Origin of the sequence: Pseudonocardia yuanmonensis (genome assembly GCF_039542425.1) — a bacterium.
Classification (GTDB): domain Bacteria; phylum Actinomycetota; class Actinomycetes; order Mycobacteriales; family Pseudonocardiaceae; genus Pseudonocardia; species Pseudonocardia yuanmonensis.
Genome location: NZ_BAABIC010000033.1, coordinates 54,177 through 66,270, shown reverse-complemented (window position 1 = coordinate 66,270; position 12,094 = coordinate 54,177). Strand labels below are relative to the sequence as shown.

Genomic DNA, 12,094 nt, shown 5'->3' with positions numbered 1-12,094 from the left:
AGACACGCAGGACCTCGGTGTGGAAGCGATCTTTGGTCGGACCGCTCTTCTACCGAGGTCCTGCGTCTTTCCCGGTCATCTCGCCGCGCCCGGCGTGTCCCCCCGAGCCCTCAGTGGGAAAGGCTCACTAGGTCTGAGCGAGAGTGCCGTTCGTGCTTTCCGGGGCCCGTGTGAGCGAGCGGCGCGTTCGCTCAGTAGGTGTGAGCGAGAGTGCCGTTCGCTCAGCAGGTGTGAGCGAGAGTGCCGTTCGTGCGGTCAGGTCCGGGACTCGAGCAGGTCCGCGGTGGCGGCGCGGCGCAGCTTGCCCGAGGGCGTCTTCGGCAGGCTGCCGGGCGGCAGGACCTCCACCCGCGCCGGCCGCACACCCACCGCGGACACCACCCGCGCGGTGACGTCCTTGCGGATCAGCGCGGCCTCCGCCTCGTCGTCCGCCTTGCGGGCCTCGACGGCCACGGCGAACGACTCGCGCCGCTGCCCCTCCCCCGCGAACAGCCGCACGGCCACGGCGTTGCCCGCGCGCACGCCGTCCGCCTCCGCAGCGGCGCGCTCGATGTCGGTCGGGTAGATGTTGCGCCCGGCCATGATGATCACGTCCTTGCGCCGCCCGCACACGACGACCTGGCCGTCCTCGACGAGGTAGCCCTCGTCGCCGGTGTCGAACCAGCCGTCGGCGTCCTGCGTGGCGACCGGCCCGTTCACCGTCAGGTAGCCCGGCGTCACGGACTCCCCGCGCAGCTGGATCAGCCCGACCCCGCGGGTGCCGAGCACCTCGCCGGACTCCCCGACCACGCGCGCCTCGATCCCCGGCAGGGGTGGGCCGAGCAGCGGGAAGGTCCGGCTCGGCCCCTCGCCGGCGGGCTCGGCGCGGCGGCCGGACTCGAGGGCGTCGGCGTCGATCTCGTCGACGGCCAGCCCGGTCTCCACCGGCGCGAACGCGACCCCGAGCGCGGTCTCCGCCATCCCGTAGGCGCACAGCACGGACTCGGGTCGCAGCCCGAAGCGCGCCCCCGCGTCGACGAACGCCCCGACGGCCACCGGGTCGACGGGCTCGGCGCCGTTGAGCGCGATCCGCAGCGAGGACAGGTCCAGCTCCTGGTCGGCGCGCGCGAGCTGCCGGGCGAGCACGGCGTAGGCGAAGTTCGGCGCGGCCGTGACCGTGCCGCCGTACTTGGAGATCAGCTCGGCCCACAGCAGCGGCCGGGACAGGAAGTCGACGGGCGTGACGGTGACGAGCTCGAGCGCGGTGACCATCGGGATCGTCAGGAACCCGACCATGCCCATGTCGTGGAAGAGCGGCAGCCACGAGATCATCACGTCGCGGTCGACGTCCAGGCGGGCGGCCTCGCGCATCGCGGTGATGTTCGCGTGCAGGTTGCGGTGCGTGATCCGCACGGCCTTCGGCTCCGCGGTGGACCCGCTGGTGAGCTGGAGCAGGGCGGTGTCGTCCTCGGCGGCGACGTCGGCGTCCGGCGTGACGGCGGCCGGGTCGCCCTTCAGGGACTCCACCAGCCGGAACGGGATCCCGCGCTCGCGCAGGACCGGGGCGAGGCCGTCGAAGGGCGGGCCGAGCAGGACCATGCTCGCGTCGATCATCCGCAGCACGGCGACCGTGTCCTGGGCCCAGTGCATCAGGTCGGTGCGTGCGGTGGGCTGGTGCAGCATGGTGACGCTGCCGCCGGTGAGCCACACCGCCTGCGCGAGCGGGGCGATCGACCCCGGGTCTCCGGCCAGCACGCCGACGGCGCCGCCGCGGGTCAGGGCGGGGGTGTCCCCGTCCGGGCGGCGCAGCGCGTCGGCGATGCCGCGGGCGGTCTCGTGCACCTCGCTCCACAGTCGACGGACAGGGGCGGCGGGCTCGCCGGTCGTCATGCCGCGGGAGGTGTCGGCGGCGGACTCCAGCAACGTCGCGAGGAACCGGGACATGTCGGGCAGCCTAAGGCCCGCACCGGAAATCGCAGTGCGGATCCACGACGCGCCCCGAGATCGCCCCGAGCGCGCCATGGATCCGCATCGCGTCGAGGGCAGCCGCCCGAGCGCGTGGATCCACAACGCGACGAGGGCCCGGGCGTAGGGTCGGGTCCGTGGCTTCCACCCGTGACTCCATCGCCGCGGCCGTCGAGGCCGTGATCCCGGGCGCCCGCGCCGACCTCGAGCGGCTGGTGCGCATCCCCAGCATCTGGGCCGATCCCGCGCACGCCGCCGACACCGAGGCGAGCGCCGCGGCCGTCGCGGAGCTGGCGGGGGCGCTGAACCCCGCGAACCTGCAGATCCTGCGCGCGGAGGGCGGGGCCCCGGCCGTCGTCGCGCAGTGGCCCGCCCCGGAGGGGCAGCCGACCGTGCTGCTCTACGCGCATCACGACGTGCAGCCCACGGGCGGCGACGAGCACTGGACCAGCCCGCCCTTCGAGCCCACCGAGCGGGACGGCCGGCTCTACGGCCGCGGCGCCGCGGACGACAAGGCCGGCGTGATGACCCACCTCGCCGTGCTGCGCGCGTTCGAGGGGAAGCCGCCCGTCGGCGTCACGCTGTTCATCGAGGGCGAGGAGGAGTCCGGCTCCCCCACGCTCCCCCGGCTGCTGCGCGAGCACCACGAGCTGCTCGCCGCGGACGTCATCGTGATCGCCGACGCCGCCAACCCGGCCGTCGACGTCCCGGCCCTCACCACGAGCCTGCGCGGGTTGGTCGACGTCGTGGTCGAGGTGTCCCTGCTCGAGCGCCCGCTGCACTCCGGCGTCTTCGGTGGGCCGGTCGGGGACGCGCTGACGGCGCTGACCCATGCCCTCGCGAGCCTGCACGACGAGAAGGGCGAGGTCGCCGTCCCCGGCCTGCACGCGAACACGGGCACGGACGCCGCCGCGTTGGACATCCCCGAGGCGGAGTGGCGCGCGGAGGCGGGCCTGGTGGAGGGCGCCGAGCTGCTCGGGACCGGGACACTGGCCGAGCGGATCTACCACAAGCCCGCGATCGCGGTCCTGGGGATCGACGCACCGTCGGTCGCGCAGGCCGCGAACGTGCTGCTCCCGCGCGCCCGGGCCATGGTGAGCATGCGGCTCGCGCCCGGCGAGGACGCCCTGGCCGCGCGGGACAAGCTCGCCGAGCACCTGCGGGCGCACGTGCCCTGGGGTGCGCAGGTCACGGTCGAGCCCGGGTCGGGCGCGGCCGAGCCCTTCAGCCTGGACGCGACGGGCGGGGCGTACGACGCCGCGAAGCGCGCCTTCTCCGAGGCCTTCGGTACGGCGACCGTGGAGATGGGGATCGGCGGCTCGATCCCGTTCATCGCCGAGTTCGCCCGGACCTTTCCCGGCGCCGCGGTGCTGGTCACGGGCGTGGGCGATCCCGCGAGCCGCTGGCACGGCATCGACGAGAGCCTCTCCTTGTCGATGTTCGCCACCGGGGCCCGCGCCGAGGCCTTCCTGCTCGACGAGCTCCGCCGCTGATGTCGCAGTCAGCCCGGCCGACATAGTTCGATATATCGCTAGCGCGCTGATCCGCGGCACGGCAGACTGTGCCGATGCGGATCGGCGTGCTGGGCCCGGTGGCCGCGTGGGCCGCCTCGGGCGCGGACGTCGCACCCGCCGGCCTGCGTGTGCGCGGCCTGCTCGCCCGGCTCGCGCTGGCGCCCGGCCGGACCGTGACCGCGGAGACCCTGGTCGACGACCTGTGGGACGGTGGACCCGGCTCGGCGCCCGCCTCGGCCAACGCCCTGCAGGCCCTCGTCTCCCGGCTGCGCCGCGCGCTCGGGTCCGAGCTGGTGGTGACCGTGCCGGGTGGCTACCGCCTGGACCTGCCGCCCGCGGACGTCGACGCCGTGCGCGCCGCCCAGCGGATCGCCGAGGCCGAGCACGAGGCGGATCCCGCCGCGGCCCGTGAGCTGCTCGGTCAGGCTCTCGCGCTCTGGCGCGGACCGGCCCTGGCCGACGTCCGGCGGCTCCCCTTCGCCGGACCCGCCGCGGACCGGCTCGACGGCCGGCGCGCCGCCGCCGTCGAACGCGCCGCAGCGCTGGACCTGGTGCTCGGCCGCGCGGCCGGGAGCGTGGAACCCCTGACGGCACTGCTCGCCGAGCAGCCGCTGCGGGAGAGCGCCGCGGCCGCGCTGGCCCGCGCCCTGCACGCCACCGGCCGCCAGGCGGACGCACTCACCCTGCTCGACCGCACTCGCAACCGGCTGGTCGAGGAGCTCGGCGTGGATCCCGGCCCGGAGCTGGCGCAGGCCCGCCTCGACGTGCTGCGGGGCGTGCCCGCCCCGGCGGCCGCTCCCCCGCCGCGCCCGGCCCGGCCCGCCCCGCCGCGGCCGCTCACCAGCTTCGTCGGCCGGGAGGCGGACGTCGGGCGGCTGCGGGAGCTGCTGGAGACCGGGCGGCTGGTCACCCTCGTGGGGCCCGGCGGCGCGGGCAAGACCCGGCTGGCCCGGGAGGCGTGTCCCGAGAGGCCGGTCGCCGAGCTCGCCCCGCTCACGGGTCCGGACCAGCTGGCGGAGACCGTGCTCGCCGCCGTCGGCAGCCCTGAGCTGGTGATCCGCCAGGAGGAGCACCCCGACGCGGTCGAGCGGCTGGTGGCCGCGGTCGGCCGGCGCGATCTCGTCCTGGTCCTGGACAACTGCGAGCACCTGATCGGCGCGTGCGCGGAGCTCGTGGGCACGCTGCTCGACCGCTGCCCGGCTGTGCGGATCCTCGCAACCAGCCGGGAGCCGCTGGCCGTGCCCGGGGAACGGCTGCACCCGGTCGAGGCGCTCGACGACGCCGCGGCCGCGAGGCTGTTCGCCGACCGGGCCGAGGCCGTCGCCCCCGGGTTCGACGCCGAGGCGCACGCCGCCGCGGTCACGGAGATCTGCCGCCGGCTGGACGGCCAGCCGCTCCCGATCGAGCTCGCCGCCGCCCGGTTGCGGATGCTGAGTCCGGAGGAGGTCCTGGCCCGGCTCGACGACCGCTTCCGGCTGCTCACCACCGGCGCCCGGACCGTGCTGCCCCGGCACCAGACCCTGCGTGCCGTCGTCGACTGGAGCTGGGACCTGCTCGACGGGGCCGAGCGCGCCCTCGCCCGCAGGCTCGCCGTGTTCTCGGGCGGCGCCACGGCCGACGCCGCGGACCAGGTCTGCGGCGACGGGCTGGCGGACCCGTTCACGACGCTCGCCGCGCTCGTCGACAAGTCCCTGGTCGTGGCGGTCCCGCAGCCCGGGGCCCCGACCCGCTACCGGATGCTGGAGACCATCCGCGAGTACGCGCGCGAACGGCTCGTCGCCTCCGGCGAGGAGGCCGCGACGGCGGCGCGGCACGCGGCCTGGACGGTGGCCCTGGTGGAGCGGGCCGAGCCGGAGCTGCGCGGCCGGGACCAGCTGCGGTGGCTCGGGGTCCTGCGCGCGGAGGCCGGCAACATCACCGGGGCGCTGCGCCGGGCCGTCGCCGAGCAGGACGTCGCGACCGCGTACCGGTTGGTCGCGGGCATGTTCTGGGCCTGGCTGATCCGCGGCGCCACCGAGGAGTCGATGAGCTGGGTGCGCGCCGTCGGCGATCTCCCCGTGGACGGCGCCCCGGTCGACGTGCTCGCCCGGGTCACCGCGTTCCGGGCCGTCGAGTCGCTCGGCCGCGGGAACATGGAGGAGGCGCAGCGGCACATCGTGCGGGCGACCGCCCAGGCCGACGCGGTCCCGCGGCCGCGCCATCCCGCCCTCGACCTGGTGGGGCCGATGAGCGAGGCGTTCCTGGCCCAGGACCAGGAGCCCCTGACACCGGTCAGCACCACGCACCCGGACCCGTGGGTGCGGGCGTTCGCGCTCGAGATCCGCGCGACACTGGCCGAGAACGCGGGCCTGATCGACCTCGAACGCGAGCTGGTGCGGGCGGCGCACGCCCTGTTCACCGAGGTCGGGGACCGGTTCGGGCTCGGGATGACGCTCACGACGCTCGGCGAGCTGGAGGCGTGGGCGGGCGACGCGGACGCCGCCGGGGCCGCCTTCGAGGAGGCCATCGCCCTTGCGACCGAGCTCGCCAACGACGACGACCTGCCCCAGTACCTCGTCCGTCGCGGGGCGCTCGCCGCCCGGGTCGGCGACCACGCGCTGGCCCGCAAGCTCTACACCGAGGCGCTGGCGATGCTGGACGGCTCCGCGTACTCCTCGCCGGAGATGGTGCACGTCTCGCTCGCCGAGCTGGACCGCCTGGAGGGCGATCTGACCGCGGCGCGCGCCCGCCTGGCGGAGCTCGACCCGGCGATGGGCGGCGGGATCGCCGTGCCGCAGCGGAGGGCGCACCTGGAGGCCCAGCGTGCACTGGTCGAGCTCGCCGCCGGCGACCTGGCGCGGGCGGCGGAGCTGCTCGGCGCCGCCGTCGAGGCCGCCGACGCGAGCCGGGACGGGCCCGTCGTCGGGTTCGTCGCGGAGACCGTCGCGCAGCTGGCCATGGCGCGCGGGGACCGCGAGGGCGCCGCCCGGGCGCTGGGCGTCGCCGAGAACCGCCGCGGCGTCCTCGACCTCGGGGACCCCGCCGTCGTGGCGCTGCTCGACGCGCTCGGCCCCGGGGCGGACGCCCTGCGGCAGGAGGCCGGGCGCCTCCCGCCGCAGGCCGGTCTGGACCTGCTCCGCGATCAGGTGCGGCGGCGGTAGAGCGTCACCGCGATCGGCGCGAAGACCAGCGTGATGCCGGCCGCCCACAGCAGCGCCGTGCCCGCCGGGCCCGCCACCGGGCCGCCGAGCAGGAGTCCCCGTACGGCGTCGGCGGTCTTGGACACCGGGTTCACGTCCACCCAGCCCTGCAGCCAGCCGGGCATGGTCGACGCCGGGACGAACACGTTGCTGCCGAAGGTGAGCGGCAGCGAGATCAGCGCGCCGAGCCCCTGCACCGACCGCGGGTCCTTGACCACCATCGCCAGCGCGGTGAACACCCAGCACAGGGCGAACGCGAAGGCCATGACCAGCAGCAGCGCCGCCACGATCCCCGCCGGGCCCGCGGAGGTGCGGAAGCCCAGGAGCGCGCCGAACACCAGCATGATCACGCCGGACGTGGCGTAGCGGGCCAGGTCCGCGCCGATCGCGCCGAGCAGCGGGGCGGCCCGGGAGATCGGCAGGCTCCGGAAGCGGTCGAAGATCCCGGTGTGCAGGTCGTCGGCCAGGCCGGTGCCGGTGCCCGCGGAGGCGAAGATGACGGTCTGCACCAGCACCCCCGGCAGCGCGAACTGCAGGTAGGCGGAGGTGTCGCCGGCGATCGCGCCGCCGAAGACGTAGACGAACAGCAGCAGGAAGATGACCGGCTGCAGCGTGACGTCGATCAGCGCCTCGGGCGAGTGGATCGTCTTCACCAGGCCGCGCCAGGCCAGGGTGGCGGCGTGCCGCAGCGTCGACGGCCCGTGGCGGGCCCCGGCGCCCGGCGGTGATCCGGGCAGGGTCGTGGGGACGGGAGCGGTGGCGGTGGTCGTCATGCGGCCTCCTCGGTCGCGGGGCCGGCCTCGGCGGGGCGGCCGGTCAGGGTCAGGAAGACGTCGTCGAGGCTCGGCAGCCGCAGCCCCAGCTCGGCCACGGTGACGCCGGCGTCCTCGAGCCGCGCTCCGAGCCGGTGGAGCAGCGCGGAGGAGCCGGAGACGGTCAGCTCGCCGGTCGGGTCGATCGCGGGTGTCTCCGGTGTCAGCTCCCCGAGCAGGGTGGCGACCGCACCGACGTCGGCGCGGTGCAGCGGCCGCACGTGCAGCAGCTGCCCGCCGACCTCGGCCTTGAGGGACGCCGGGGTGCCGCTCGCGATCACCTGCCCGCGGTCGAGGACCACGAGGTCCTCGGCGAGCTGGTCGGCCTCCTCCAGGTACTGGGTGGTGAGCAGGACGGTGGTGCCCTCGGCGGCCAGGCCGCGCACGTGCTCCCAGACCTCGTTGCGGTGCCGCGGGTCCAGGCCCGTGGTCGGCTCGTCGAGGAACAGCACCTCCGGCCGGCCGACCAGGCTCGCGGCGAGGTCGAGCCGCCGGCGCATGCCGCCGGAGTAGGTCTTGACGCGGCGGCGGGCGGCCTCGGCCAGGCCGAACCGCTCGATCAGCTCGTCGGTGCGGCGGCGGGCGTCGCGCCGGGACAGGTCCAGCAGCCGCCCGATCAGGCGCAGGTTCTCCACGCCGGACAGGGCGTCGTCGACCGCGGCGTACTGCCCGGTCAGGCCGACGCGCAGGCGAACGGCGGGGGCCTCGGCGACGACGTCGTGGCCCAGCACGGTGGCCCGGCCGCCGTCCGGGCGCAGCAGGGTGGAGAGGACGCGGACGGTGGTGGTCTTGCCGGAGCCGTTCGGTCCGAGCAGGCCCAGCACGGTGCCGCGCCGGACCTCCAGGTCGACGCCGGCGAGGGCGGTGGTGGCGCCGAAGGTCTTCACCAGACCCTCGACGCGGATGGCCGGTCGGTTCATGGTCGGAGACTCTCGGCTCAGGGGCTGCCATCGGGCTGACAGGAGGCTGCCGTGCCGTGTCAGGACGGCGCACCCGGTTTCGCCCGTGGGCGCGGCTGGGCCGATCGGCGGATCTTGCGGACAGGTCGCCCGGGTTCGTGCCGGGGCGTCCGATTCGCGGGCGTACCTGCGGCGGCGGGCCGTTGACCATCGCTGTGACAGCGGTTACGGTCCGCTTAACGATCGTTCGGCAAGACGGGTACCCGCCCGTCGCCGGTCCCGGGAAGCAGCGTCGCCGAGGGAACGAGGTCCTCCACTGTGGATTCGACCGTACGCTCGACCGTGGCCCGCACCGACTCCGGGGAGTCCCCGCGCAGCCGGTGGGCCTTCCTGATCGACCGCAGACTCGACCGCTACCCCACCGGCAGCGAGCGGTACGCCCGCCTCGTGCTCGCCGTCGTGGCCACGGTCGTCATCTACTACGAGCAGTACACGCTGGGCGCCGTCTCGACCCTGGTCTCGCAGGAGCTCGGGATGTCCTTCCTCTTCCTGACGACCGGGCTCGCGGTGGCGAACCTGCTGGGCGCCTTCGGGTCCCTGGCCGCCGGGCTCGCCGACCGGCTGGGCAGGGCGAACATCGTCGTCTACGGCATGCTCGTGGTCGGGGCGCTCACGGCCTTCGCCATCACGCAGGTCCAGGACAAGTGGACCTTCATGATCCTCTCCACGATCGTCGCGATCATGGAGGGCATGCTGCTGGTGGCGACGCCCGCGCTGGTCCGCGACTTCAGCCCGCAGATGGGCCGCGCGCGGGCGATGGGCTTCTGGAACGTCGCCCCGCCCGCGGGGTCCCTGCTCGCCTCCGCGGTCGCGGCGCTCACGCTGGGCTCGCTGGTGAGCTGGCAGAGCCAGTTCCGCATCGCCGGCATCGCGGGCATCGTCGTGGCGCTGATCGCGCTGGTGTGGATGAAGGAGCTCAACCCGGCGCTGCGCGACCAGGCGGCGGTGTCCGAGGAGGACCGCGAGCTGCTCGAGGCGCGGGCCGCGCGCGGCGAGGTGAACGTGGACCTCGCGCACCCGTGGCGGCAGCTGCTCAAGGTCGACGTCGTGGTGCCGGCGATCGGGTTCTCGATCTCGCTGCTCTTCTACTACACGATCGTCGGCTTCGCGCCCGTGCTGTTCACGACGGTCTGGGGCTTCGACCTCGCCGCGGCCAACAGCGTGATCGCCTGGGCCTGGGCGTTCAACGTGCTGCTCTCGCTCACCTACGGCGCGCTCGTGGACCGGTTCCTGGTGCGCAAGCCGTGGATCCTCGCGGGGGCGGTGCTGTGCATCGCCATGCAGATCGTGCTGATCACGCTCGTCGGCGGCCGGCCGAGCTACCTCACGCTCGCGGTCATCATGGCCGTGCTGGCCACCTCGTGGGCGCTGTTCGCGGTCCCCTGGTACGCGGCCTTCACCGAGACCGTCGAGGCCCGCAACCCCGCACTGACCGCGACGGGCCTGGCGATCTGGGCCTGGATCATCCGCGTGGTGGTGTTCCTGTCGTTCCTGGTCGTGCCGCACGTGGTGACCTCGGCGAACACCCTGGTCGGGGCCGAGCCCCACCTCGCGGAGGCCGAACGGCTGCAGGCCGCCGGCCAGGCGATCCCGCCGGACCTGGCGGCGAAGCTGGGCGAGATCCAGAACGCCGCCGCGGTGACCGGCGACCAGTGGCGGCTGTGGATGTGGATCGCGGTGGTGTGCGCGGTCGGGCTGGCCGCCACCGTCCCCCTGCTGCGCGGCCGGTGGAGCGTGGCGAAGGCGCGTGCCGATCTGGCCGAGCACGAGCGGCGGCGGGCCGAGGAGCTGGCGGCGTTGCGCGGCTAGCGATTCGCCTCGTGGTTCCATGACGCGCGACCACACCGAGCCGGAGCGCGTCATGGATCCGTACTGCGAGTGAGGTCGGTCAGGCCTCGGCCTTCTCCGCGGCCTCGAGCCAGTCCAGCTCGACGGCCTCGCGCTCGGCCTCGACGGACTTCAGCTCCGCGGAGAGCTCCATCAGCTTCTGCGGGTCCGTCGCGGCCTCGGCCAGCCTCGTGTGCAGCTGCTCCTCGCGCCTGGTCAGCTGCTCCATCTTCCGCTCGAGCCGCGCGGCCTCCTTGCGGGCGGCGCGCTGCTCGGCCGCGTTCACCGCCGGGGCGGCCTTGGGCGCCGGCGCCGCCGCGGCCTGCGGTGGCGCCGTGGAGGTCCCGGCGGCTGCCCGGCGGCGCAGGTACTCCTCGATGCCGCCGGGCAGGTGGGTGATCCTGCCGTCGCCGAACAGCGCCACGACGGTGTCGCACACCCGCTCGGTGAGGTACCGGTCGTGGCTGACCACCACCAGCGTGCCCGGCCAGCCGTCGAGCAGGTCCTCGAGGTTGGTCAGGGTGTCGACGTCGAGGTCGTTCGTCGGCTCGTCGAGCAGCAGGACGTTGGGCTCGGCCATGAGCAGCCGGGTGAGCTGCAGCCGGCGCCGCTCGCCTCCGGAGAGCCGGCCCACGGGCGTCCACTGGCGGGCGGGCGGGAAGCCCAGCCGCTCGGCCACCTGTGAGGCCGTCATCTCCTCCTTGCCGAACCGGACGTACTTGGCGACGGCCTCGACCGCCTCCAGCACGCGCATGTCCTGCGGCAGGTCGCCGAGGTCCTGCGTGAGCTGCGCGAGCTGGACCGTCTTGCCCTCGATCCGCTTCCCGCCGTCGAGCGGGCGCTCCCCGGTCAGCGACCGGAGCAGCGTGGTCTTGCCCGAGCCGTTGACCCCGACGATCCCGATCCGGTCGCCCGGGCCGAGCCGCCAGGTCTGGTGCTCCAGCAGGGTGCGGTCCCCGATCCGGACCGTGGCGTCCTCGAGCTCGAGGACGGTGCGGCCGAGCCGGTTCGTGGCGAAGTTCAGCAGCTCGACGGTGTTGCGCGGCGGCGGCACGTCGGCGATCAGGGCCTCGGCGGCCTCGATCCGGTACCGCGGCTTCGACGTCCGGGCGGGCGGGCCGCGCCGCAGCCACGCCAGCTCCTTGCGGGCCAGGTTGCGCCGGCGCATCTCCGCCGCGTCGGCCTGCCGGGCGCGCTCGGCCCGCGCGAACACCCAGTCCTGGTAGCCGCCGAGGTAGCTCTCGACGCGCCCGTTCGCGACCTCCCAGGTCCGGGTGCAGACGGCGTCGAGGAACCAGCGGTCGTGCGTGACCACCACGACCCCGCAGCGCCGGGACAGCAGGTGGTCGGCGAGCCAGCTGACGCCCTCGACGTCCAGGTGGTTGGTGGGCTCGTCGAGCACGACGAGGTCGGGCTCGCCGAGCAGCGCGCGGGCCAGCGCGACCCGGCGCTTCTCGCCGCCGGACAGCCCGTCGACGGTCCGCTCCAGGTCGCGGAGACCGAGGCCGCCGAGGACGTCCCGCGCCTTGGGGTCCGAGGCCCACTCGTGGTCGGCGTCGTAGTGGGCGAGCACGACGTCCCGGATCCGGACGCCGGCCGGGAAGTCGTCCCCCTGGGTCAGGTAGGCGAGCTTCAGCCCGCCCAGGCGGGAGACCCGCCCGCCGTCCGGCGCGCGCCGCCCGGCGAGCAACTCCAGCAGGGTGGTCTTGCCGCCGCCGTTGAGGCCGACGACGCCGACCCGCTCGCCGCGCTCGACGCCGAGTGACACGCCGTCGAGCAGCACCCGCGACGCGTCGCCGGGGACGTGCGCGGAGACGTTCTCCAGGTTGACCAGGTTCTGTCCGGCCATCTGTCCTCTC

General features: G+C 75.0%; 7 protein-coding genes. 3 read left to right on the top strand and 4 right to left on the bottom strand.

Annotated elements, in window-relative coordinates; translation table 11 throughout:
• Positions 1-255: 255 nt before the first annotated feature.
• Positions 256-1,923, bottom strand: coding sequence for a fatty acyl-AMP ligase (locus ABD990_RS31775; protein WP_345384493.1), 1,668 nt, complete (start codon positions 1,921-1,923; stop codon positions 256-258).
• A 158-nt stretch (positions 1,924-2,081) separates the two neighbouring features.
• On the opposite strand from ABD990_RS31775, the gene ABD990_RS31770 reads away from it, so the two are divergent.
• Both ABD990_RS31770 and ABD990_RS31765 read left to right on the top strand, forming a co-directional pair.
• Positions 2,082-3,437: a dipeptidase gene (locus ABD990_RS31770; RefSeq protein WP_345384492.1), complete on the top strand. Its 1,356-nt coding sequence runs from the start codon at positions 2,082-2,084 to the stop codon at positions 3,435-3,437.
• Between the two features lie 74 nt (positions 3,438-3,511).
• The gene (locus ABD990_RS31765; protein ID WP_345384491.1) at positions 3,512-6,598 is read left to right on the top strand and encodes an AfsR/SARP family transcriptional regulator; all 3,087 of its coding nucleotides are present in this window, start codon (positions 3,512-3,514) and stop codon (positions 6,596-6,598) included.
• On the opposite strand, the gene ABD990_RS31760 is transcribed toward ABD990_RS31765, so the two are convergent.
• Together ABD990_RS31760 and ABD990_RS31755 are read right to left on the bottom strand one after the other, a co-directional pair.
• The gene (locus ABD990_RS31760; RefSeq protein ID WP_345384490.1) at positions 6,580-7,410 is read right to left on the bottom strand and encodes an ABC transporter permease; all 831 of its coding nucleotides are present in this window, start codon (positions 7,408-7,410) and stop codon (positions 6,580-6,582) included. The genes ABD990_RS31765 and ABD990_RS31760 overlap by 19 nt on opposite strands.
• Entirely contained in the window at positions 7,407-8,369 is a 963-nt protein-coding gene (locus ABD990_RS31755) for an ATP-binding cassette domain-containing protein (RefSeq protein ID WP_345384489.1), read from the bottom strand. Before ABD990_RS31755 ends, ABD990_RS31760 begins: the two co-directional genes overlap by 4 nt.
• A 321-nt stretch (positions 8,370-8,690) precedes the next feature.
• On the opposite strand from ABD990_RS31755, the gene ABD990_RS31750 reads away from it, so the two are divergent.
• Positions 8,691-10,217 carry an MFS transporter gene (locus ABD990_RS31750; protein WP_345384488.1) on the top strand — a complete coding sequence of 509 codons (1,527 nt, stop codon included), beginning with the start codon at positions 8,691-8,693 and terminating at the stop codon, positions 10,215-10,217.
• A 79-nt stretch (positions 10,218-10,296) separates the two neighbouring features.
• Here the strand turns inward: ABD990_RS31750 and ABD990_RS31745 are convergent, their stop codons facing one another.
• Positions 10,297-12,084, bottom strand: a complete 1,788-nt coding sequence (locus ABD990_RS31745) for an ABC-F family ATP-binding cassette domain-containing protein (RefSeq protein ID WP_345384487.1) — start codon at positions 12,082-12,084, stop codon at positions 10,297-10,299.
• Positions 12,085-12,094 lie beyond the last annotated feature (10 nt).